The 21,762-nt window shown below is 57.4% G+C and carries 23 protein-coding genes and 2 pseudogenes; 13 read left to right on the forward strand and 12 right to left on the reverse strand.

All coding sequences use genetic code 11. The features are described 5' to 3' along the window. Positions 1 to 592 (forward strand): YeeE/YedE thiosulfate transporter family protein (locus AC2FNC_RS16015; RefSeq protein ID WP_496715885.1); only part of this gene is annotated, 592 nt, incomplete at its 5' end. A 92-nt stretch (positions 593 to 684) separates the two neighbouring features. On the opposite strand, the gene AC2FNC_RS16020 is transcribed toward AC2FNC_RS16015, so the two are convergent. From AC2FNC_RS16020 to AC2FNC_RS16040, 5 genes and pseudogenes are all read right to left on the reverse strand, one after another. Then, positions 685 to 2,490 (reverse strand): ABC transporter ATP-binding protein, encoded by a 1,806-nt coding sequence (locus AC2FNC_RS16020; RefSeq protein WP_480520627.1) that lies wholly within the window; start codon positions 2,488 to 2,490, stop codon positions 685 to 687. Between the two features lies 1 nt (position 2,491). Next, complete coding sequence (locus AC2FNC_RS16025; RefSeq protein ID WP_480478073.1) at positions 2,492 to 3,421, reverse strand: ABC transporter permease subunit; 930 nt, start codon at positions 3,419 to 3,421, stop codon at positions 2,492 to 2,494. A gap of 10 nt (positions 3,422 to 3,431) precedes the next feature. Beyond that, complete coding sequence (gene oppB / locus AC2FNC_RS16030; RefSeq protein ID WP_209507493.1) at positions 3,432 to 4,355, reverse strand: oligopeptide ABC transporter permease OppB; 924 nt, start codon at positions 4,353 to 4,355, stop codon at positions 3,432 to 3,434. Between the two features lie 66 nt (positions 4,356 to 4,421). Beyond that, entirely contained in the window at positions 4,422 to 6,050 is a 1,629-nt protein-coding gene (locus tag AC2FNC_RS16035) for a peptide ABC transporter substrate-binding protein (RefSeq protein WP_480478071.1), read from the reverse strand. A 616-nt stretch (positions 6,051 to 6,666) separates the two neighbouring features. Further along, positions 6,667 to 6,851, reverse strand: a pseudogene (locus AC2FNC_RS16040) (DDE-type integrase/transposase/recombinase); the annotation flags it as partial. Positions 6,852 to 6,957: 106 nt separating this feature from the next. Between AC2FNC_RS16040 and AC2FNC_RS16045 the strand changes: the two are divergent. From AC2FNC_RS16045 to AC2FNC_RS16065, 5 genes and pseudogenes are all read left to right on the forward strand, one after another. Then, positions 6,958 to 7,140: pseudogene (locus AC2FNC_RS16045) on the forward strand (DDE-type integrase/transposase/recombinase); the annotation flags it as partial. Positions 7,141 to 7,181: 41 nt separating this feature from the next. Next, positions 7,182 to 7,463, forward strand: coding sequence for a formylglycine-generating enzyme family protein (locus tag AC2FNC_RS16050; protein ID WP_496715888.1), 282 nt, complete (start codon positions 7,182 to 7,184; stop codon positions 7,461 to 7,463). After that, a complete protein-coding gene (locus AC2FNC_RS16055; protein ID WP_496715890.1) occupies positions 7,463 to 7,954 on the forward strand; it encodes a formylglycine-generating enzyme family protein in 492 nt (163 codons plus the stop codon). The genes AC2FNC_RS16050 and AC2FNC_RS16055 overlap by 1 nt, the downstream gene beginning before the upstream one ends. A 380-nt stretch (positions 7,955 to 8,334) precedes the next feature. Then, entirely contained in the window at positions 8,335 to 8,913 is a 579-nt protein-coding gene (locus tag AC2FNC_RS16060; protein WP_496715891.1) for a helix-turn-helix domain-containing protein, read from the forward strand. Between the two features lie 119 nt (positions 8,914 to 9,032). Beyond that, positions 9,033 to 9,923: a LysR substrate-binding domain-containing protein gene (locus AC2FNC_RS16065; RefSeq protein ID WP_480520636.1), complete on the forward strand. Its 891-nt coding sequence runs from the start codon at positions 9,033 to 9,035 to the stop codon at positions 9,921 to 9,923. On the opposite strand, the gene AC2FNC_RS16070 is transcribed toward AC2FNC_RS16065, so the two are convergent. From AC2FNC_RS16070 to AC2FNC_RS16080, 3 genes are read right to left on the reverse strand one after another with little or no spacing between them, the layout of a single operon-like run. After that, on the reverse strand, positions 9,910 to 10,482 hold the full coding sequence (locus tag AC2FNC_RS16070) for a thiamine pyrophosphate-dependent enzyme (protein ID WP_496715892.1): 573 nt from the start codon (positions 10,480 to 10,482) through the stop codon (positions 9,910 to 9,912). The genes AC2FNC_RS16065 and AC2FNC_RS16070 overlap by 14 nt on opposite strands. Next, positions 10,479 to 11,027, reverse strand: a complete 549-nt coding sequence (locus tag AC2FNC_RS16075; RefSeq protein ID WP_480477985.1) for a decarboxylase — start codon at positions 11,025 to 11,027, stop codon at positions 10,479 to 10,481. Before AC2FNC_RS16075 ends, AC2FNC_RS16070 begins: the two co-directional genes overlap by 4 nt. Next, positions 11,027 to 12,121, reverse strand: coding sequence for a pyridoxal phosphate-dependent aminotransferase (locus AC2FNC_RS16080; protein ID WP_496715894.1), 1,095 nt, complete (start codon positions 12,119 to 12,121; stop codon positions 11,027 to 11,029). The genes AC2FNC_RS16075 and AC2FNC_RS16080 overlap by 1 nt, the downstream gene beginning before the upstream one ends. A gap of 129 nt (positions 12,122 to 12,250) precedes the next feature. Here AC2FNC_RS16080 and AC2FNC_RS16085 point away from each other — a divergent pair, with 129 nt between their 5' ends. Genes AC2FNC_RS16085 through AC2FNC_RS16115 form a run of 7 tightly spaced genes read left to right on the forward strand, consistent with a single transcriptional unit; the run spans position 12,251 to position 19,854 of the window. Further along, the gene (locus AC2FNC_RS16085; protein WP_496715895.1) at positions 12,251 to 13,273 is read left to right on the forward strand and encodes a succinylglutamate desuccinylase/aspartoacylase family protein; all 1,023 of its coding nucleotides are present in this window, start codon (positions 12,251 to 12,253) and stop codon (positions 13,271 to 13,273) included. Continuing rightward, positions 13,274 to 14,734 carry an aldehyde dehydrogenase gene (locus AC2FNC_RS16090; RefSeq protein WP_496715896.1) on the forward strand — a complete coding sequence of 487 codons (1,461 nt, stop codon included), beginning with the start codon at positions 13,274 to 13,276 and terminating at the stop codon, positions 14,732 to 14,734. Between the two features lie 24 nt (positions 14,735 to 14,758). Continuing rightward, a complete protein-coding gene (locus tag AC2FNC_RS16095; protein WP_480520646.1) occupies positions 14,759 to 16,129 on the forward strand; it encodes a Rieske 2Fe-2S domain-containing protein in 1,371 nt (456 codons plus the stop codon). After that, a complete protein-coding gene (locus AC2FNC_RS16100; RefSeq protein WP_496715897.1) occupies positions 16,126 to 16,758 on the forward strand; it encodes a hypothetical protein in 633 nt (210 codons plus the stop codon). The genes AC2FNC_RS16095 and AC2FNC_RS16100 overlap by 4 nt, the downstream gene beginning before the upstream one ends. Beyond that, complete coding sequence (locus AC2FNC_RS16105) at positions 16,758 to 17,384, forward strand: hypothetical protein (RefSeq protein WP_496715899.1); 627 nt, start codon at positions 16,758 to 16,760, stop codon at positions 17,382 to 17,384. The genes AC2FNC_RS16100 and AC2FNC_RS16105 overlap by 1 nt, the downstream gene beginning before the upstream one ends. After that, a complete protein-coding gene (locus tag AC2FNC_RS16110; RefSeq protein ID WP_496715901.1) occupies positions 17,384 to 18,574 on the forward strand; it encodes a YlbE family protein in 1,191 nt (396 codons plus the stop codon). The genes AC2FNC_RS16105 and AC2FNC_RS16110 overlap by 1 nt, the downstream gene beginning before the upstream one ends. Beyond that, positions 18,571 to 19,854 carry an amidase gene (locus AC2FNC_RS16115; RefSeq protein WP_496715902.1) on the forward strand — a complete coding sequence of 428 codons (1,284 nt, stop codon included), beginning with the start codon at positions 18,571 to 18,573 and terminating at the stop codon, positions 19,852 to 19,854. The genes AC2FNC_RS16110 and AC2FNC_RS16115 overlap by 4 nt, the downstream gene beginning before the upstream one ends. Positions 19,855 to 19,862: 8 nt before the next feature. Here the strand turns inward: AC2FNC_RS16115 and AC2FNC_RS16120 are convergent, their stop codons facing one another. The 4 genes from AC2FNC_RS16120 to AC2FNC_RS16135 all read right to left on the reverse strand — a co-directional run. Continuing rightward, positions 19,863 to 20,099 carry an AEC family transporter gene (locus AC2FNC_RS16120; protein ID WP_480555225.1) on the reverse strand — a complete coding sequence of 79 codons (237 nt, stop codon included), beginning with the start codon at positions 20,097 to 20,099 and terminating at the stop codon, positions 19,863 to 19,865. Continuing rightward, a complete protein-coding gene (locus AC2FNC_RS16125) occupies positions 20,081 to 20,833 on the reverse strand; it encodes an AEC family transporter (RefSeq protein ID WP_496715903.1) in 753 nt (250 codons plus the stop codon). Before AC2FNC_RS16125 ends, AC2FNC_RS16120 begins: the two co-directional genes overlap by 19 nt. Before the next feature lie 51 nt (positions 20,834 to 20,884). Beyond that, a complete protein-coding gene (locus AC2FNC_RS16130; RefSeq protein WP_480555228.1) occupies positions 20,885 to 21,298 on the reverse strand; it encodes a RidA family protein in 414 nt (137 codons plus the stop codon). Between the two features lie 13 nt (positions 21,299 to 21,311). Further along, the coding region (locus AC2FNC_RS16135) for a sarcosine oxidase subunit gamma family protein (RefSeq protein WP_496715904.1) at positions 21,312 to 21,762 on the reverse strand (451 nt) is incomplete at its 5' end.

The following is a 21,762-nucleotide window of genomic DNA, read 5'->3' on the forward strand; positions in this document are numbered from 1 at the left end:
ACAAAGCGTCAGCTTCCTTGCCGAACGGCTGACGTCGATACCTGCATGGGTTACAGGAACGCTTGTCGGCTCTGCCATAGTAGTGTTTGCCCTGACAAATGATCGTTTTCGTAAATCACCTGCGCAGGTTTTTTGGGGTGCGGCGGTCGGATTGGCAGTCGTTTCAGGCTGGCTTGGCACCAATTGGGTAGCCACACACGGGTTTGACGGTGAGACCTTGCAGACACACACGTTTGCCGCGCCTTTGGGTGATACCGTGTTCTATCTCATGACCGCCTCAGGCAACACGCTCTCGTTTGCGGTCGGTTCGGTTTCAGGGGTTCTGATTGGTACTTTCCTGGGGTCATGGTCAAAAGGTCATTTCCGATGGGAAGCCTGCGAAGATCCACGTGAGCTTAAGCGGCAGATGTTGGGGGCGGCGATAATGGGGCCCGGGGCAATAATTGCGGTTGGATGCAGTGTCGGGCAAGGCATCTCCGCTTTTTCTCTGCTGGCCTATAGCGCGCCCATAACCTTTGCGGCGATCTTTGCCGGAGCAGCTCTTGGCCTGCGACAGCTTGTGTCAGGATTGTCTTTCATTCCCGAACGTTAAGCCCCACCACACGCTGCGGTTTCTTCGAACAGTCCCTGCGCAGGTTTTCGGTGCACGCACCAAGCATCGAAAACCTGCAACAGACCTTTCGATCAGCCATTGGCCATGATGGAATCCAGCGTGTCGTGTTCCGCTACAAAATGGTCTGGTGCGACTTCTTGCAGCTTTGGAACATAATCACTGTGACCGTTGACCAGTCGGCTGGGCAAAAACCGCAACGCGGCTTTGGGATCCAGCGGCGATGGCAGCTCACCCGGCAGTTTAAGGCGCTGCCGCGTCCGCTCTACATCCGGGTCCGGTATCGGCACGGCCGAGATCAGTGATTGAGTATAAGGATGGATCGGCTCCGAGCAGATCACCTCTCCATCACCCATTTCCACAATCCGACCAAGATACAGAACCATGATCCGGTTCGATACCGCACGCACAACCGACAAGTCATGGCTGATGAATATCATCGACAGGCCAAATTCCTGCTGAAGTTCCTTTAGCAGCTCGACAATCTGTGCCTGAATGGAAACGTCGAGCGCTGAAACCGCTTCGTCACAGATAATCAGCCTGGGCTTGTTGATCATCGCCCGTGCAATGCCGACGCGCTGGTTCTGCCCTCCGGACAGCTCGTGCGGGTAACGGTTGATCATGTTGGCCTGTAGACCAACCCGCTCCATCATCTCGGCGACCATCTGTTTGCGTTCCCGGTCCGTCAGATCGGGGCGGTAGGTTTTCAGCGGCTCAGCAATCGACGCAGAAATGGTCATGCGTGGATCAAGACTGGCCAACGGGTCTTGGAACACGATCTGCAGGTCCTTGCGGTATTTGTTCAGCTCGGATCGCTTCAAGCCGACGATCGGATGGCCCAACCAGCTGACGCCGCCCGCGCTGGGTTCGATCAGTTGCAAGACCGCGCGCGCCAGTGTCGATTTTCCGCAACCGGATTCGCCCACGACACCCAGAGTTTCGCCCTTGCGAATATCAAAGCTGACACCGTCGACAGCTTTCAGCGGAACCTTGCGCCCGAACAACCCGCCAGAGACATGAATAGGGAAATGAACCTTGACATCATCGACCTTGAGAAGGGGTTCTTCGGCCTTTTCCAAAGCGCGCGGTGCGTCGCCGGAATCAATCCGGGGCATCGCCTCCAGCAGGGCCCGCGTGTATTCATGTTGCGGATTTCGGAACAGCGCGCGTGTTTCACCGGCTTCGACGAATTCACCCATCCGCATGACCTGAACCCGGTCGCACATGCGCGCAACGACGCCCATGTCATGCGTGATCAGTGCAATTGCGGTGCCCTCATCTTTTTGCAGGTGAACCATCAGGTCAAGGATGTCTGCCTGAACAGTAACATCCAGCGCTGTCGTCGGCTCGTCCGCAATAAGCAGTTTGGGGCTGCACAGCATCGACATCGCAATCATCACACGCTGCCGCATTCCGCCGGATAATTCGTGCGGGAACTGGTCCAGACGACGGCCCGCTTCGGGAATTCGCACCCTGTCCAACCACTCCAGACAGCGCGCGCGCGCCGCGGACCCCTTCAGGCCCTCGTGGACCTGCAGCACTTCGCGCATCTGCTGCCCAATCTTCAGATGTGGTGTCAAAGCGGTCAGAGGATCCTGAAAGATCATGCCAACATCATCGCCGCGGATCTGGTTCAGCTTGTTCACTGGCAGGTTCAATATCTCCTGACCGTTCAGCTTGGCTGACCCGCTGGCGTGTCCGGCAGAGGGCAACAAACCCATAGCGGCCATGAAAGTCTGGCTTTTGCCGGATCCACTTTCACCAACGATACCAAGGCATTCGCCCGGATTGATATCAAAACTGATATCCTTGACCGCCTCGACGACACCATCGGGGGTGTCAAACCGGACGCTCAGGTTCTTTACGGAAAACAGACTCATATCAGCGGTCCTTCGGGTCCAAAGCGTCACGCAGACCATCGCCGATGAAGAACATCGTGATGATAATGGCGACATAGAATGTCAGCGGGAACATCAATTGCCACAGCGTTCCATAGCCCATGGTTCCCGCCCCTTCTGCGATCAGTCTTCCCAGCGACGTGTAAGGTTCGGAAATTCCCAGACCCAGGAATGAGATGAAGCTTTCGGTCAGGATCATTTCGGGCACCAGAAGCGACGCATAGACGATCACGACACCCAGCAGATTAGGCAATATATGGCGATACATGATCGTGAATTCACTGACGCCCGCGGCGCGAGCAGCCTCGATGAATTCGCGGTTCTTCAGGGCAAGCGTCTGCCCGCGAACGATACGTGACATGGTCAGCCATCCAACCGCGCCCAGTGCGATGAAAAGCGTGAAGAAGGATCGCCCGGCAACAACCAGCAGAAGGATGATGATCAGAGTTGTCGGGATAGCCAGAAGGATGTCGACAAAACGCATCATGGCGCCATCCGTCCGACCCCCAAAGTAACCGGCAGTAATGCCATAACACGTACCAACGATCAGAGCGGTCGCCGCCCCGATCAACCCCACAAGCAGGGACGTCGTGGTAGCCTGAATGACGCGGCTGTACAGATCGCGCCCCAGATCATCGACACCGAAATAGTGACCCGTTTCCATCGACGGCATTCCCATGCCCCGGACATCGCCCATGACATTCCAGTCGATCTCTTCATTGCTCCAGACCGCAAAATACGGGCCAAGGATTGTGAACAACACGATAAGCAGCAAAATGAACACACTGGCCATTGCCGCTTTGTTTCTTACAAAGCGCATGCGCGCGTCCTGCCAGAGCGAACGCCCCTGAACGGCTGTATAATCGGTGATTTCTTCGGCCAGATGCGCGGCTTTTTGTGATTTTCCTAGCATATCCAGCCCCTCAGTAGCGGATCTTCGGATCGAACCAGGCATAGGCCAGATCGGTCAGCAGGTTTACCAGAACGGTCAGAACGCCATAGAGGATCGTAACCCCAAGCAGCACAGCATAGTCGCGTGACAAGGCCGAGCCGACATAAGCCTGCCCCAGACCACCGGTCGAGAAGTAGATGTCAACAAAGACGGATCCGGTCAGCACATAAACAAACACCGGCCCCAGATAAGATACGACCGGCAGCAAGGTCGGCTTCATCGCATGGCGCCAGATCACGGTTCTTGTCGGCAGGCCCTTGGCACGGGCGGTTCTGATAAAGTTCGAATTCAGAACCTCCAGCATTGAAGACCGGGTGATCCGTGCAATCGATCCCATGTAAGATGTCGCAAGGGCGATAACCGGCATGATCAGATAGGGCCATTGACCACCATTCCACCCACCGCCGGGCAACCATCCCAGCCACAGGGTGAAGGTCAGGATCAGGATCGGACCCATGATGAAGTTGGGCAGCGCCTGCGCTGCAATCCCCAGCCCAACCGCAAAGTAGTCGATCCAGCTGTTGTGCCGGATCGCGGCGGCAATCCCCAGCCCGATGCCAACCACAGTAGCGACCAGAAAGGACAGCGACCCATAGGTCAGCGAGATCGGAAAGCCCTGCGCGATGATGTCGTTCACATCGCGGTCCTTGAACTTGAAGGACGGTCCAAAATCGAAATGCACAACGATATTGTACAGATAGTCCCAGAGTTGCTTCCACAACGGCTGGTCCAGACCATACCGCGCCTCGATATTGGCCAAAACCTGCGGCGGCAACGTCCGTTCCGAGGTAAAGGGCCCACCGGGCGCATAGTGCATCAAAAAGAAACAGGCGACGATCAGCAGCAGGATCGTCGGTATGGCGGTCAGGACCCGCCGAATGACATAGGCAAGCATTCAATGCCCCCAATAGATGGCGCTGCCCCGAAGAAAACTTCGGGGCAGGTCATGGTCAGAAGATGATTACTCGGCGATTTTGTAGAGGTTCTTGGAATACCAGTTTTGCTCTACGTTTTTGACCGGCCAGTTTCCGACATCGCTGTCCATCATGTAGACACCAGCATAGTGATAGATCGGGATAACGGGGGTTTCCTGAGCGATAATACGCTCGACCTCGGTGTACAGCGGTGCCGGATCGTCCGAAGTTTTGGCTTCGGCCAACAACTCGTCCACACGGGCATTGTTATACTTGCCGTCGTTGTAGCCCGAATCCGACTGCAACAGGTCAAGAAAGGTTGAGGCTTCGTTATAGTCGCCACACCACGCGCCGCGGGCCAGATCAAAGTTCTGGTTGCCCCGCTCTTCCAGGAAGACTTTCCATTCCATGTTGGCCAGTTCAACATTGGCGCCCAGTTTTTGCTTCCACATCTGACTCAGCGCGACAGCAACTTTCTTGTGGGCTTCCGAAGTGTTGTAAACCATCGAGAAGGTCAAAGGGTTATCCGCACCAAAGCCGGCCTCGGCCAACAGTTCCTTGGCCAGCTCATCGCGCTCGGCCTGGCTCATTGACGCCATTTCAACGACCGGAACCGTAAAGCCTGCGGTTGCTTCTGGCACGAATGTATACGCGGGCGGCTCGCCACCGGCCTTGATGTTCTTGGTGATGATGTCCCGGTCAACGGCTAGCGACAGAGCCTGACGAACTTTGGGATCCTTGAATTCTTCAGGGCCGCTGTCAGACACGTTAAACGTGTAGTAATAGTTGCACAGGCGCGGGAAGCTGATTGCCTCGCCCGGATGCTCTTCTTGCAGACGCGGGAATTGACCGGCAGGAACTTCGGTCCGGTCCAGTTCACCGGCCAGATAGCGGGTCAGGGCTACGTTTTCATCATTGATGACCAGTGCCACAACCTTGTCGATGATGGTGTTGTCATTGTCCCAGTACATCTCGTTGCGCTCACGGACCGAACGTTCCTGCGGCAAGTGCTCGGTCAGAACATACGCGCCATTCGACACGATGTTTCCCGGTTTGGTCCATTCATCACCAAATTCCGCGATCACCTTCTGAGGTGCCGGGAAGGTTGTCGAATGCGTCGTCATCTGCGGGAAATACGGCAGCGGCGCGCTCAACGTGACTTCCAGGGTTGTGTCATCGATGGCTTTGACGCCCAGATCATCAATCGGCTTTTCGCCTGCGATGATTGCCGAAGCGTTTTCGATCGACATCAGCTCCATGAACCACGCGTAAGGAGAGGACAGTGCCGGATCAACTGCGCGTTTCCAAGCAAAAACGAAATCTCCGGCGGTTACCGGGTCGCCATTCGACCATTTCGCATTGTCGCGCAGTGTGAAGGTGTAAACCTTCTTGCTGTCATCGACGGTGTAACCTGTTGCAACGCCCGGAACCAGATTGCCATCCTCATCCTGGTTCATCAGCCCTTCAAACAGGTCACGTACAATTTCAGCACCGGAAACGTCTTCGACAACCTGCGGATCGACCGAGCTGTGCTCGTCCAGAATGCGGTAGGTAAAGGTCTGATCGTCCGCCAGCGCTTCGCCGGTTTCAGGATGCGTGCCAGCGGCAAACGCGGCACCTGTGATCATGGTCGACGACAAAAGCCCCGCCACTGAGTTCCGAATGTATCTGTTCATGATTTCTCTCCCATAAGTTCGTCGCTGCGCGGCCCCACTTGATCGGGGTCGCACGCAGCAGCCGGATTAGACCGACGCCCGCTGAGACTTCGTTCATTTCGATTTTGATTTTGCCAATTCGCAAGGAACACTGCGTCGCAGCTTTCTTGGTTTCTGTCGGTAAAGAAGTTGCGAAAGTTGTCTTTCGCTGCCGCAAACCGTGACATCTTTTGGCTCTGGGATAAAGCCTTGATGAAATTTCAAGCAACCATAAGCAGAAATATCCCCAACGACCTGTCGCTGGCAATTTTCTGAGGATCGGCCCGGTTTTCGTGACATTTTCGTGAAGCCACGCGGGTTCCGAACGATCCCTCGTGCCCGAATGGCAACCGCATCCCGGTCTCCGACAAACCAAAACGGCGCGAATCAGTGGCGACGTTTTAACAATCCTGCAATCCGTTACCCGTCACGCGTGGTTTAGAATATCACCGGTCAGAACGTTGAGCTTTGCAAGCCCCTCTCGCAAGTGGTCTTCCGGCAGGGCAGAGCTGAACCGAAAGTGGCTTTCGACCCCGAACCGTGTGGGATGTGTCGCAAATTTTTGGGACGGCCAGAGTAAGCGACTTACTGGATATACTTATCCTGCTATCTTGGCGAATAGCTGAAAGCCGGAAGTCGTATCGCCTGAGAATGCCGCTTCCGGATCATGTTGGCGACCTCGATACCGTCCAAAGTCGCCGATGCGGATCTGAATGATTTGAACCTGCACATGTGTCGTACGCGACGCTTAATAAGCCGATGATCCTGTTCGATCAGGTTATTATCCGGCATGAATGATCGCGACGCTTCAATCGGAGGTTCCGAAGACTTCAATGTGGTTTATTATTGAACCACCGGGATTGGGGCGTTGGGAGCACGAATGGCGGATAACAATATCGTGGAACAGGACCACCGTTTCATCAAGAGACGCACGCGGCCAATGATGGGGTTCAAGGCCTTCGCTTCAGCGGCGGCAACGCTCGACGGAATCGAAGCGTCGCATATGATCCACAAGGACCAATTCACACCCAGACTCTGTCCATTTCAGCAGTTCGCTGAGCTCGCCACCTGACTCATAAGCGATTGCTGAAACAACTCAGCGGGCTCAAATCTTTGCAACAGAACCATGATGATGCGCGCGTTTTCAAGGATTGCGTCCAATGCCCGGGCATGGTGCCTCTGCCTGGCGGAGAATACCATATGGGATCTCCAGACGGCGAAGCCGGTCGCGGCGTGGACGAAGGGCCGGTACATCTTGTCACAGTTCCGGATGGACTCTCGGTCAGCCAGTTCGAGATCACCTTTGATGACTGGCAATTCTGCCAGGATGCAGGCACCTGCACGCTTGACCCGGCGGATGTCGACTGGGGTCGAGGCGCAAGGCCCGTCATCTAGTGAGCTGGTATGACACTGCGCAATACCTAAGCTGGCTGACGGGGGTTTCCGGACATCTCTACCGGCTGCCGACCGAAGCCGAATGGGAGTATTTCGCCCGCGCTGGCACAACCACCCCCTATCATACAGGCACAGAATTACTGGCAACTGACGCAAACTGGGATATCAGAACAACCGCTGACCGGATCGCCAATACAACCGTGGCCAAGACCGTCCCGGTTGGGGAATATGCGCCAAACGCGTTCGGACTGCACGACATCCACGGCAATGTTTCCGAATGGGTGCAGGATTGCTATGACGAATCTGCCTATGCCGAATTCAGTGACTACCCAAAGCCTCGAACAGGAGAACAGGGTTGCCGCCGTGTTGCGAGAGGAGGAACCTCTCACTACTCAATGACCTACGCCAGATCCGCCAACCGATCTGCATTTGATCCCAACCTCAGATCGTTCGATGTAGGCTTTCGCGTAGTGCGCGATGACTCAGGATGATTCAGAACGCCGATCGAGCCGCATGATGAGTTCGCCCGTTTTTTCACCCGATCTGAAAATCGGGATCAGGACATGCGAACAGCGATAGAAAATGAGTACCCTTTCCGGTAGGGTTTGCGGTCATACACGGAGATTCCTAAGCAGCTTACCAACAGATTCTTTCGATGACCGTACTGGACGCACACATCAACAACGCTGCATTCTGCGACGCTGTTCTTGCACAGTTCGACGCCTGGGTTGAGGATGGTACGATTAAAACCTAAGCCAGAACGACCTTACAACTGACCCACAATTCCCCGCAGAACCGGGTCGGGAAAAGTTTGCGGCCATTCCTGCCAACCGCTATCAACATCCAGACAAGGATGAATGGCGATCGCTTGATGGTAAATAAAACGGATACTGAAAAAGAAGTCGGACAGACTCTGCAAAGGTTGCGGCAGGAGCGTAATCTGACGCTGGCGGATCTGGCCACCCGGGCGCAGATTTCAACCGCGATGATCAGCCGGATCGAAAACGGGCATGTATCCCCTTCACTTGGCACGTTGCAATCATTGGCGGATGCTCTGGACGTCGCGCTGATGGCGCTGTTTGCACATTCCGAAGTGGCAGCTGATGTGCATCATGTCAAAGCGGGCGACGGGTTGCCATCGCGGCGCATCACGCAGGGCCACGCACATGATTACATGTTGCTGGGCAAACATGGCGGGCCCGGTGGCACGTTTCAGTCTGCCCATATCACCATCTCACGTGACCAGTCAGAAAGCCTGCCAAGCTATCAGCATGAAGGGTACGTCTTTCTCTATATGATCAGGGGCACGGCGGTCTATCGATGCGGGACCGAGGATTTTACGATGGCCGCCGGAGATACGCTGAGCTTTGACGCCAAGCTGCCTCATGGCTTTCATCAAATCCTGTCAAATGCGATTGAATTCATCACCGTTTCAACACGTCCGCAGTAAGCAGGCATCACATTCCGGCGGCATCGGGCCGTATAACCCACCGGAACCATTTCATATTCCTATATTATGTGAAACTATGAATAATCCGACCGTAAATCTCAATCAGGCCTAGTCCCCGCATGAAGATCACTTTCAAACAGGTTGACGCTTTTCGAACCGTGGTTTCGACCGGAACCGTGACCGAGGCGGCGGCGATGCTGGGTATCTCACAGCCCGCGGTCAGTCGCCTGATTTCGGACTTTGAGGCCGAAGTTGGATTTCGGTTGTTTCAACGCTCGGGCCGGGTGCTGGTGCCCACGGATGAGGCCCGTCTGCTGGTGGAAGAGGTGCGGCAGGCCGTCAGCGGCATGGAACACATCAAGGAATCTGCGACTGCCATCGGGAAATTCGGCCACGCGCGGCTTAGCCTTGTGATCACCCCGGGGGTGTCGTCCCAACTGGCCCCCGATCTGATTCAGGAATTCGCCGCCACCTGGCCGCAGGCCATGGCCCGGATGGAAATCGCGCCCAGCGACGATGCGGTCGAATGGATGGTCTCGCAGAATTACGATTTCGGGGTCACGACGACCGAACCCGCCAACCCGTCCTTTGATAGTCTGGTTATCCGGAACAGCGATGTGTGCTGCGTCGTTCCAACTGGTCACCCTCTGGCCGGGAAAACCCTTGTACAGGCGCAGGATCTGGCTGGTGAGAATTTTATCTCATACATGCCTTCCTCGCGGTTCCGGTTCGAGATGGATCAGTTTTTCGAGGCAAAAGGCATTCAACGGCAGATGCAGTATGAGACGCGCACTACCGACGCAGTATGCCGTCTTGTTGCGCGTGGGTTGGGCGTCTCGGTTGTCGGGGCCAGCCTGGATTACCTCAGAACAATTCCTGACTGTGTCGCACTGCCCTTTGCGGCACCTCTGACCTTTCGGGCAGTTCTGTTCTGGTCCAAAAACAAGCCCCTGTCTGCCGTCGGGCAATCCTTTCTAAAGATCGTGCAATCTCAGATCAACGGCGATTAAGCGCCTCGCGGAAACTGGCACGCGCCTGTGCGCTGTGAATATACGTGTAGTCCCGCGGATAGGGGGCACCTGCCGTTAGTTCCATAGAAACAAACTGTGGACCGTTGGATGACAGCACCTGCGGCAGCGCCGCAGAAAACTGATCCAGCGTGGTAAATCGCTGCACTCCGGCATAACCGGCGGCCCATGCCATAGCAGTAAATTCCACTCTGTCCGCGCCGGGCAAAGGGTGCGAGCCGTTCACCTCATAGACGCGGTTGGCCGAAAGGAAATGGTAAAGGTTTGTCACTCCCGCATTGGCAATCGTCACCAAAGTTCCCAGATTCATCAGCAGGCTGCCGTCGCCATCCAGCACGATCACACGCCGATCAGGATTGGCCAGTGCCAGACCCAAACCATGAGAGGATGCCTGTCCCATTGCGCCGACAGCCACATAGTTCAGATCGCGCGGGTTTAGGGCAAGCCAGTCGAAACAGTTTTGATACACGGCGACCACGATGTCCTCCTCGCGGACATGAGGGATCAGGGCTTTCAACGCGGCATCGCGGTGCATTGTCATGGCGCCTCCGGTGCGCGGCCAATCAGGAAAATATGAGGTCTTGAGGCCGCATAGGCCGCTTCGATCGCCTGCGGGATATGGTCTTCATCTCCCGGTTCCTCGATCAGGGAATGTGACAGCTCCATAGCGTCCAGCACCGGCCGGACGATCCGCACCCCGTAAGAGGCTGACTGATCCGGGTGCATATGTGGCTCCTTGCCTTGCAGTCCAACCATCATGACCACCGGCAGTTCATAGTCGACGCCAATGGCCCGGATCGCATTCAGGGAATCCATCAACCCGGTTTGCTGCATCATCAAGACCGCCCGCGTACCGTTGTATGACATCGCCCCGCAAATACTGACGCCCTCATCTTCTTTACAGATACGGGTCAGGCGAAATACGGGATCGCGTGAGATCGGCCAGAGAAGTCCATCACTGGTAACAATATCCGGCAGCGCAACTATTTCACGAACACCCGCCACCTTGATTGCGGCTATGATTGCGGCGCCGGATGGATGCGCGACCTGCGGAGCATCTTCTGCTGGTTGAGGGGACGCGACCATCAGGCACCTCCGGCCAGAAACGCAGCGATCCCGTCCCGTGCCGCCTGCAATTCATGGCGGTGGCCAATGGTAATGCGGATATAGTCGCGATAGGCGGGCGAGGCGAACCGGCGGACGGCAACGCCGCGCTGCCGCAAGAACCGATCCACCGCTTCGGCAGATTTCCTGGGATCTGGAAACTGAACCAGCACAAAGTTGGTCTGGCTTGGAACCACATACAGGCCCAGTTCCGTTAGTGCGGTCGAAAGCCATTTTCGATTATTCAGGTTGGTCTCTCGCACAAAACGGGTGTGCACAGTGTCTTCCAGTGCTGCAACTGCTGCCGCAACCGAAGAAGACGCCACGGGAAAGGTCAGACTGATCCGGCGCACGCTGTCGACCACATCCTCAGGCCCGAACATCCAGCCGACGCGTGCGCCCGCCAGTCCGAAAATCTTTGAAAACGTCCGGCACATGACAACATTGTCCGCAGCCTCCACCTGCTTGTGCGCAGGCTCATAATCCACCGCATCGACATATTCCTCGTAGGCGGCATCAATGATCAGAAGCACATTTTCAGGCAACGCAGCATGAAGACGGCGCAGCTCTGATCCGTTCAGATATGTACCTGCCGGGTTTTCGGGATTGGCAAGGTAAACGATCCGGGTACGTTTAGTCACCGCCTCGATCATTCGGTCGACTGAGGGTTTGAAGGCATCGTCCGCGACCGACACCACCTCGGCGTCATTGGCATAGGCGTAGTTCGGTACTTTGAGATAGCCGTTTGCGCTGCGGATCAACTCGGTGCCCTGCCCCAGATAGGCGCGGGCCAGGCGGGCCAGCAGATCGTCCGATCCCTGCCCGGTGGTGATCCGTGCGGCGTCCAGCCCAAATTTCTCGGCGATTGCTGGGGCCAGAATGTGATCGGGGTTTTCAACATAGCGTTCGACACTGCTGATGGCCGCACAGGCGGCGGAGCGGGCCGTCGGGCTGGGACCAAACACACTTTCATTCGAGTTCAGAAGGATCGCAGGCGGCGGAACGTCCATGGACGCCGCACCCATCATATGAGGTTTGATCCTGTCTATTCCAGCTTTAGCACGGGCTATGACCATCCAAATCCTCCGGCGCCGCCAGTGACGGCAATGGCAATTTCATACATATATCACACAACATATAATTTTAGACAATTCACTTTCAAAAAAATTATGTTATGAAAGTCGCAGCCCAGTAGAAGAACCCGGATGACCCACACGCTTTCACCCCAACCCAGCAGGCTTCACCTGACCATTAATCTGGATGCGCCGGGTCGGCAGGTTGGCGATCTTATGCTGAAATGGTCCGACAATACCGTACCGCTGGGATACCATCCCATCCCGATCATCAGCCTGCGGGGCAAACCGGGGCCGTCTGTCCTGATTCTGGGCGGCACACATGGGGACGAATTCGAAGGGCCCTCAGCAATCCTGCGTCTGGCGGAACGGCTGAACCCTGCCGAACTCTCCGGGCAGGTGATCCTGATCCCGGCCCTGAACGCGCCCGCCTTTCAGGCTTCGTCGCGGGTTTCGCCATTGGATGGTCAGAACCTGAACCGCGCTTTTCCGGGCGATGCGGATGGTGGCCCGACGGCCATGCTGGCGCATTTTGTCGAAACCGTACTGCTGCACCGCGTTGACGCAGCCATAGACCTGCACTCAGGTGGTAAGGCGTCCGTTTTCGATCCTTGCGCACTGGCGGCAAGGGGGGATGACACAGACCTGACCGCAGCCAACATGGATTTGGCCCGCGCCTTTGGGCTTCCGCTGATCTGGGTACTGGGCGTGCATAACGACAACCGCTCGGTGAATGCTGCCGCTGCCCGCGCCGGAGTTCCGATGATCGCAGCAGAACTTAGTGGCGGAGGGGGTGTCGATCCTCATGCCACTGACCTTGCTGAAGCCGGGCTGATACGCTGCCTGAAACATCTGGGCATTCTGCCGGGCGGCTCTCCTGCCCCAGCACCGGCGCAATGTGTGGAAGTCGCCGATCCGCTGCATTCGATCCATGCGCCTGCGGATGGCCTGTTCGACCGCCGCTGCGCTGCCGGGCAACAGGTAATCAAAGGTGATCTGGCGGGTACTCTGCACTTTCCGACCGAACCGGAACGCGCAGCTGTCAAGCTTACCTTTCCCGCAACGGGCCATGTTCTGGCCCATGGCAATCGCGGCATTGTACGCCGGGGCGATTTGCTGGCGCTGGTTGCCCAACCCGTGCCCGAGGGACGTTGAATGAAAACCTGCTCTCCGTTCATTTCCGGTGCCTTTGTTGATTGGGATGGTGAAACCCTGCCCAGCGTCGACCCCGCCACTGGTCAGGTCTGGTGCAAGGTCGCCCGTTGCGACGCACAAACCGCCGATCAGGCTATCCGGGATGCCGATCATGCTTTCCGGAACGGGCCATGGGCAAAGTCGGGGCCGCCAGAGAGGTCGGATGCGCTCGACCGATTGGCAGACATCTTGGAAACCTGCTGGGAAGAGCTTGTAACGCCTGAAATCCGCGACAACGGAAAGCGCATAGCCGAGGTGCGCGGACAATTTTCCGGGCTGCACAGCTGGTTCAGGTATTTCGCGGCAGAGGCGCGCAAACTACAACCCGAACCGCAAGCCAACAACGTCCCAGGCGTGCAGAGCGTTGGGTACCATTTGCCCTATGGCGTCGTGGTCGCCATCACGCCATGGAACTCTCCGTTGATGATCCTTGCCTGGAAGCTGGCACCGGCATTGGCGGCGGGCAATACGGTGGTTGTGAAACCTTCTGAAATGGCCTCGGCCTCGACTCTGGAATTCGCACGGCTGGCGCACGAAGCAGGACTGCCGCCCGGGGTGTTAAACGTGGTCACCGGACTGGGTCACGAAGTGGGCGAGGCGTTGGTTCGTCACCCCCTGACGCGCAAGGTCACTTTTACCGGCTCGGATTTTGGCGGTCGTAAAGTGGCCGAGGCTGCCTCAGCCGGAGTAATCCCTGCGGTGCTGGAGCTGGGTGGAAAGTCTCCGCAGGTGGTCTTTGCCGACTGCGATCTGGACAATGTGGTCAACGGAATCCTGTCCGGCATCTTCCTGTCGAACGGTCAAACCTGCGTCGCCGGTTCAAGGCTGATTGTTGAGGCCGGGTTGAAAGACAAGCTGGTATCACGCCTGGTCGACCGGGCGCGAGCGCTTAGGATGGGTGACCCGATGGACCCAGACACTCAGATCGCACCACTGGCCAACGAGCCGCATCTGCGCAAGGTGACGGCGATGATCGAACGTGCCAAGGCCGATGGCGCAGCCTGCCTGCTGGATGGAACCGCTACGGCAGCGGGTCGGAACGGATTCCATATCGGGCCGACGGTGTTCGACAATGTAAGCCCCGACATGCAGCTTTGGCGTGAAGAAGTGTTCGGCCCGGTTCTTGCCGTAACCTCATTCACTACCGAAGACGAAGCCATCGCGCTGGCCAATGACAGCGACTATGGGCTGGCTGCAGGGGTGTGGACGACCGATGCCGACAAGGGCGCGCGTATCGCCGGGGCTATTGCGGCAGGCACGGTCTACATCAACCACTATCGCAGCGTAGACCCTGCCAGCCCCATCGGCGGGATCAAGCTGTCGGGCTATGGGCGTGAACTTGGCCCGAACGCCATCAAGGATTTCTGTCAGGTCAAATCGATATGGACCGGCACCGCGCCAGTCCCCGATCCATTCCCCTGACCACCGATACGCACGGAGGATGCCATGAACGATCATTTCTCAACCCCCGAGGGCAATTTCCGCGGTCACGACCAGCAGAGCGTTTGGCAACAAGAGCCCGACCCGGAGATGACTGAAGTCGGCCCCGGCACGCCATGCGGCGAATATCTGCGCCGGTTCTGGATGCCGGTGGCGATGACTGACCAGATCGGCGACCTGCCCTATCGTCTGCGCATTCTGGGCGAAGATCTGGTTCTGTTTCGCGAAAAAAAAGAAGGCAAGCTAGGCCTGACCCATCTGCATTGCTGCCACCGCAATATGAGCCTTGAGTTTGGCATTGTAGAGGAAGGCGGCATCAGGTGTTCCTATCACGGCTGGAAATACGGACTTGACGGCACCATTCTGGAAACCCCGTGTGAACCACCTGCCTCTCAGGTCAAGAAAAAGGCTTGCCTGGGGGCGTATCCGGTGATCGAATACAAAGGGTTGGCCTTTGCCTATATGGGTCCGGCCGTCGCGCAGCCCCCCTTCCCGGTCATGGATACCTTCGATGACGAAGGTGACGAGTTGGTGCCCTATCTCATCAAGTCCCCCTGCAACTGGCTGCAAGTGATGGAGAATGCCTGGGATCCGTTCCATGTGGTCTACCTGCACACTCTGGCTGTGCGCAGCCAGTTCATCGACGCCTTTGCCGAAATGCCGATGATCGAGTTTCACGAAAGCCAGACCGGCGATTTCTACACGAATGTCCGGCGTGTGGAGGATATCGTCTGGGTCCGCATCCATGATCATATGTTGCCCTCGTTCACCCAGAACGGCGGTCATTTCCCGGTGCCGGATGGGCCGCGCTACTTTGGACGCTGCGGGCTGTCGCGCTGGATTACTCCAATTGACGACACCAACACGATGGTCATCGCCTGGCGGCATTTCCGGGATGCTGTGGCGAATGACGATCCAAAGGGTCTGACTGATAAAAGCAAGGTGGGTTTTGGAATGACCGATTTCTACGGCCAGGATCCCGACCGACCGTATGAGATGCGGCAACGCGATCCGGGGGACTATGACGCCTGGGTCAGTCAGGGGCCCAAGAATATCCACGCCCGCGAAAACCTCAGCTTTACCGACCGGGGCGTGGCCAAAGCGCGTCGCCTGCTGCGCAACGCCATTCGCGCTCTGAAGAGTGGCGAAAGACCGCCTCAACCCTCTGACAATTTCGCCGGCAAGGTGATACCGACATATGCTGGTGACACCATGCTGCGCATTCCATTGCAGGTGGGGCGGGACGACGGGGCAGTACTCAAAGAGATCTCGCATCAGGTAGCTGAAATCTACAAATCCGGTGACCACCTGCAGGGTGAGGCTCGCAAGTCGTTCATCGTTGATGCGCTGAAAGAGTATGAAGCGAGCTGGTCATGACAGCGCGCATCCCCCATAACCCCGGCCGAGTGGACTGGTCCGGTGAAAACCCGGGCATCTATCTGAAACAGGACCCCGACCAGGATCACTATGACACGCTGGCGCTTTTCTTTCGGGTGGTTCTGTCACCTTATGGTCGTGGACACGCAGCACTGATCCTCGGGGCGCCCGATCAGGCGCAGGGCTGGCCGCGTGTGCCAAACCTGGTCATGACCGATAACCAGCGGATGATGCGCTGGATCGTCGATGGATGGGTGACAAAGATGCCGACCTTCATTGGCAAGGCGGGTCTCGGCGCGATGAGCTGGCTGGACTGCGACAGCGTCGAAAAGCGCCCCCGCGATCTGAAGTCCCGATACTCCGAAACCCTGCGCGGCTCGGGCGTTACGGTCGAGATGATCTGGCAGGACATGGGTCCACCAATGCCGGTAGAGGTGACCAAGGAGAACTCGGCTACTAAAGCGCATGAAATGTATTCGGTATTTTTGGAGGCCAAGGCGGCGCAGGTTGTCATCAACGGCACCCGCCTGCCCGGTCAGGTCGCTAGCCGCCAGTTCTTTGGCCGCACCATGTCGACGGCCTTCCTCGCCTTCTCGGAAACCTGGGTAACCCCGCAGGAATATCTGTGATGCCTTTGAACGAACCTATCACACCCGGCATCGTCGACTGGACAGGCGAAAACCCGGGCATCCTGCTCAAAGACGACATTGACAACTTCTCAGCCATGGCGCTGTTCTTTCGCGTGGCATGGTCTCCGGTCGGCCAAGGTCAGGTGCTCTTGCTTTACGGAACCCCGGATCAGGTGGAAGGACCACCTGAGGCTCCGAACGTAATTCTCAGCGACAATCCTGATCTCACGGCTTTTCTGAAGACCAACTTCATCAGCAAACTGGCCGCTTTCGCCAACGCCCCTGCTTTCGCCACCCTGCCCGAGATTGGCGCGCAGGTTGTGCGTTCCTCAGGCGATCCGATGAGCCATCGCTACACCGAGACCATCGTAGGCGTGAACCTGACCGTTGAGCTGGTCTGGGAAGGGTTCGAACCACCCCGCGCGTTGGAACTGTCGCCACATGAGGTCGCCTCGGGCGAGCAGAACATGTTCTCGCTGCTGGTGCCTGCCCATTCGGCGCAGATCATTGTCAATGGCCATGCTTTGCCGGGCAAACTGGGTACACGGGTGCAGGCCGGATATGAGACGACGACGGCATTCCTGTATTTCTCGGAAACATGGATCATCCCGCCGGAGGATACGTGATGCTGCACGCCGCAGATCAGCTGGCCTTTGACAAGGCCATGGTGACCCAACCGGTCTGGAACCGGTTCAATACCGCGTCTGATGCGCTGGGTTTGGACGAGAACGTTCTGCTGCACGCAGGCCCCGCCTTTGCCAGCTTCGATCAGATTACTGCACCGATCCTGAATTCTGCCTGCGTCGCTGCTGTCTGGCAGGGGCTTGCGAAGGATTTCGATCAGGCCGAGGGGATGATCGACGCAGGTGAAATCCTCCTGAGACCTGCACAGGATCATAATGTGGTGACGCCGCTGGCCGCCGTGGTCTCGGCGGATATGCCGCTGCACACGGTTTATGACGCGTGGCGCGGTCGGCAGCAGGTTTATGCGCCGATCAATGGGGGTAGCCGTCCGGCAATGCGGCTTGGACTGCGGTCCAAGGCGGTGCTGGACCATATCCAATGGCTCAATACCCGGTTTCTAGACGTGCTGGAGAAAGGGATCGCTGAAGGGATTGCTCTGGTCCCACTCGCCGTGATCGGCCTGACGGGTGGGGATGATTGCCACGGGCGCACATCTGTAGCCGCGCAGGCGCTGATTGCCGAACTCAAGGATCGCACGCCGGGCGTGATCACGGATGACGATGTGCTGGCTTTTATGGATAGCTCACCTTCGCTGTTTCTGAACCTGTGGATGGCGGCAACCAAATGTATGATGAAACTGGCCGAAGGGATTGACGGCTCCAGCTTCGTCACCGCGGCAGGTGGCAATGGGCGCGAAACAGGCATTCAGATCTCCGGTCTGCCGGGCCAGTGGTTCACAATCCCGGCCAGCCCGCCCAAAGGGACGTTTGAGGTAGACCTGCCACAGGAGCGGGCGCTTGGTGCTATCGGTGACAGCGCCGTCGTCGAAGCCTTCGGGTTGGGGGCCATGGCCATCGATCTGAGCCCGGAGCAGAAAAAGGGTCTGGGGGCTTATCTGCCCGAAGATGCGCAGGCACGCATGTCCGGCCTGTCGGTCGGGGCGCATCCCTATTTCCGCGCATTGGATGTTCAATTGGGAAGCACCGCGCGCGGCGCAGTAGAACAGGGTTCAGGGCCCGTGATCGGCCTGGGCATTCTTGACCGGCTGGGCGAAGCCGGACGCCTGGGCGGAGGCATCTATGACATGCCTGTCACGCCTTTTGCCGACGCCCTGAAAGCGCTGGAGGCATGACGCAGCTGAACCATCACTCCGCCCACGCACTGGCTGCAATGATCCGGGCTGGCGAGGTGAAACCATCCGAAGTGATGGCGGATCATCTGGACCGGATCGAAAACCGTGAACCCGTCATCGGGGCTTTTCAGACCCTCGATGCCGAGCGCGCCATGGAGCGTGCAAGATCTGCCGACGCACTCCCCGTTGGCGGACCGCTCCATGGCGTGCCATTTGTGATCAAGGACATCATCGACACCGATGACATGCCGACCGGTTGGGGTAGCGACCTTTATTCGGATCGCCGCCCTGATCGGAACGCGACCTGTGTGCAGGCCTTTCTGGACGCAGGTGCCATTCCGATCGGCAAGACGGTAACCACCGAATTCGCCTATTTCCGACCCGGCAAGACTGCAAACCCGGCCAACCCGGCGCATACACCAGGTGGATCATCATCCGGTTCGGCCGCGGCTGTGGCTGATTTCATGGCCCCTTTGGGATTTGGATCTCAAACCGCGGCTTCGCTGATCCGCCCAGCCGCCTATTGCGGGGTCTGCGGCTTCAAGCCAACTACCGGACGCTACGATCTGACCGGTGTCATGGGTCTGTCCCTAAGCCTCGATACGTTGGGCATTCTGGCACGCGATCCCCGCGACCTCGCGCTGAGCGATGCTGTACTGTGCGGCACCGATCTGCTGCCCCCGGCAGATTTCGACGAGGCCCTTCCCCGCATCAGTTTGATGCGGGGGCCCTATTGGCAAGATGGTTCGCTTGAGATGCGCGACACCTGCACGCGCGCCCTGTCCGTACTTGCCGCCTTGGGCGCCGACACTGGTGAAATTACTCATCCGCATGTCTTCGCAGATCTGACACAAGCTCATATCACCGTTATGGGATACGAGGCCGCCCGTCTGCGCGCCGCCGAGCACGCCGTTGGAGTGCCGAAGATCAGCCAACAGTTTTACGACCTTATCACCGCCGGTTTGGAAGTCAGCGATGTGGAATATCACGCAGCATTGGCGGTACGGCATCGGGCAGAAGCAATGCTGGATCAGATGTTCCGGGACACGGATGCCTTGCTTGTGCCATCCGCCCCGAGCCCGGCACCGGAAGGACTTGGGGCCACCGGAAACCCTCTGTATTCGCGGATGTGGAACCTGTTGCAGGTGCCTTCGATCGCTTTGCCCTTTGGCGCGGATCAGAACGGGTTGCCACTGGGTTTTCAACTGATCGGTCGAAAAGGCGACGATACTAGGCTGCTGGATATTGCGCATTGGGCACACGGTGTTTTGGCGCAGTAGTCGCCCGACTATGGGATCAGCGGCAACAGCAATGCGAGCGACACCGGAATACTGATGGCCGCAATCAGCGTTTGCAGAGTCACGATTGCCGCCATCAATGGCGCATCACCGCCCAGTTGTTTGGCCAATGTGTACGACGACGCCCCGGTCGGAACGACCGAATAGACTACGGCAATCTGCAGGACATCCCTTGGCAAACCAACGGTCAATCCGATCACCAGCACGGTCACAAGGAAGACAACCATCTTTCCTGCAATGGCAAGAACCAGAGGCAATGCTCTGGCCGCCATGACCGGACCCGCAGGTTCGCCCCGACCGCAAGCAAAGTGATCGGCAATGCCCCGGCCCCCAGAACATCCGTCACATCATGCACGACCGGTATCTGATCTCCGATCACCTGATTGGCGCTGACCGCCAGAAAGATCGAGATCACGTAAGGATTGCGCGCCAGCTCCCGCAGGATGGCCACGGGCAGGCTGTTGGCCCGGTCGCTTTTCAGCGCGCCGACCATCAGGATAACCATAACGATATTGGTGGTGGGCACAAAAATGGCGGTCGCAAGGATAGCGATATCCAGCGCGGCAGGACCGTACAGATTCGCCGCCAGTGCAAGCCCTATGAAAGAATTGTGCCGTGCACTGCCCTGCAGGATCGAGGTCGTCCGCGGCGGCGCATATCCCATCAGTTTAGCAGTGAAAACGGCATACAACAGCGCCGCGACGAACCCGCTCAGAATTGCGACCGAGTACAATCCCAGCGCCGACTTATCCAAAGGGGACAGAGAGATTTTGCTGAACAGCAGGCAAGGCATCAGAACCCAGTAGACAAGCTTGTCATTCAGGTTCCAGAAATCCGTGCTGGGAATTCCCCCTTTCGCAGGGCCAGACCCAGCGCAATGATCAAAAAGAACGGAAGAATTGAGGTTAGCGTCGACCGCATTACTATTCGCAGACAAAACCGGACAAGTTTGACCGGACATTCTCACGACCTGAATACCAACACAACGTAATATCGGGATTTGCCGAAATCCCTATCCGGTAGCGCCCACATCATCGTCGATGACAGCCATCGCGTCGATCTCAACCAACAGCGACGGGTCGGCCAACCCCTGTACCACCACACCGGTCGAGCAGTGATGCACGCCCTCGAACCATCGATTGATGGCCTCGTAAACGGCAGGGCGGTACGAGATGTCGGTGACGTAAACTGTCAGCTTGCAGACATCTGCCAAACTGCCTCCGGCCTCTTCCATCCAGCGCTGGATATTGCGGCAGGCCTGATCCGCCTGGGCACCGGGATCGCCTTCGCCAATCAGTGTTCCATCCAGCAAAGTACCAACCTGCCCCTGCATGAAAACAAAATCACCCCGGGCACGGATTGCCTTGGAATAGGTTGCTTTCGCGTGATAGCGCGTCTGGTACTTGTGGATGTGTGTCCGGGCCATGGCAGTTGCCTCCTCAGGCCGTTGCGCGGGTCAGAAAGTCGTCAATCATATCCGCAAAACTCTGTTCGACCGCAAACTCAATACCATCCCGACACCGCATCACCAAAGCCTTGAGACCAAAAACTTCGGTATAGGTAACTGCATCTGGCCCGAACACGCTGTCATGCAGGTCCATCGGACTGGCAATTGCCATCACCTGATCCGCATCCGTTCCTGTAATGCGAAAGAATGTCATGGTGTCCGAGATACGCACGATACTAATATCCGCCGGGCAGTCCGTTGGCTTCAGCTTTGCCTCCAGCGTATCTTCCTGTGCCAGCGGGGCCCGGGTGACCCAGTGGTTACGACCGATGTAAAACAGCTCGGTGTTGTCTTTATTCACGCGGGTGTTCGGGCGATCCGGCAATAACGGCAGAGCGTCCCCGACCCAATTCGAAACCGCGTCAGGCGCTCCTTTGAGGTCG

The sequence above is a fragment of the Ruegeria sp. BHSA123 genome (assembly GCF_059613425.1).

Bases quoted from the DNA above. Each gene is read 5' to 3' on its own strand.
- AC2FNC_RS16090 (WP_496715896.1), top strand. From the start codon at position 13,274: ATGAAAACCTGCTCTCCGTTCATTTCCGGTGCCTTTGTTGATTGGGAT.
- oppB (WP_209507493.1), bottom strand. From the start codon at position 4,355: ATGCTTGCCTATGTCATTCGGCGGGTCCTGACCGCCATACCGACGATC.
- AC2FNC_RS16130 (WP_480555228.1), bottom strand. From the start codon at position 21,298: ATGGCCCGGACACACATCCACAAGTACCAGACGCGCTATCACGCGAAA.
- AC2FNC_RS16085 (WP_496715895.1), top strand. From the start codon at position 12,251: ATGACCCACACGCTTTCACCCCAACCCAGCAGGCTTCACCTGACCATT.
- AC2FNC_RS16100 (WP_496715897.1), top strand. From the start codon at position 16,126: ATGACAGCGCGCATCCCCCATAACCCCGGCCGAGTGGACTGGTCCGGT.
- AC2FNC_RS16075 (WP_480477985.1), bottom strand. From the start codon at position 11,027: ATGGTCGCGTCCCCTCAACCAGCAGAAGATGCTCCGCAGGTCGCGCAT.
- AC2FNC_RS16105 (WP_496715899.1), top strand. From the start codon at position 16,758: ATGCCTTTGAACGAACCTATCACACCCGGCATCGTCGACTGGACAGGC.
- AC2FNC_RS16065 (WP_480520636.1), top strand. From the start codon at position 9,033: ATGAAGATCACTTTCAAACAGGTTGACGCTTTTCGAACCGTGGTTTCG.
- AC2FNC_RS16060 (WP_496715891.1), top strand. From the start codon at position 8,335: ATGGTAAATAAAACGGATACTGAAAAAGAAGTCGGACAGACTCTGCAA.
- AC2FNC_RS16095 (WP_480520646.1), top strand. From the start codon at position 14,759: ATGAACGATCATTTCTCAACCCCCGAGGGCAATTTCCGCGGTCACGAC.
- AC2FNC_RS16035 (WP_480478071.1), bottom strand. From the start codon at position 6,050: ATGAACAGATACATTCGGAACTCAGTGGCGGGGCTTTTGTCGTCGACC.
- AC2FNC_RS16125 (WP_496715903.1), bottom strand. From the start codon at position 20,833: ATGTCCGGTCAAACTTGTCCGGTTTTGTCTGCGAATAGTAATGCGGTC.
- AC2FNC_RS16110 (WP_496715901.1), top strand. From the start codon at position 17,384: ATGCTGCACGCCGCAGATCAGCTGGCCTTTGACAAGGCCATGGTGACC.
- AC2FNC_RS16115 (WP_496715902.1), top strand. From the start codon at position 18,571: ATGACGCAGCTGAACCATCACTCCGCCCACGCACTGGCTGCAATGATC.
- AC2FNC_RS16070 (WP_496715892.1), bottom strand. From the start codon at position 10,482: ATGACAATGCACCGCGATGCCGCGTTGAAAGCCCTGATCCCTCATGTC.
- AC2FNC_RS16020 (WP_480520627.1), bottom strand. From the start codon at position 2,490: ATGAGTCTGTTTTCCGTAAAGAACCTGAGCGTCCGGTTTGACACCCCC.
- AC2FNC_RS16120 (WP_480555225.1), bottom strand. From the start codon at position 20,099: ATGGTTGTCTTCCTTGTGACCGTGCTGGTGATCGGATTGACCGTTGGT.
- AC2FNC_RS16080 (WP_496715894.1), bottom strand. From the start codon at position 12,121: ATGGTCATAGCCCGTGCTAAAGCTGGAATAGACAGGATCAAACCTCAT.
- AC2FNC_RS16025 (WP_480478073.1), bottom strand. From the start codon at position 3,421: ATGCTAGGAAAATCACAAAAAGCCGCGCATCTGGCCGAAGAAATCACC.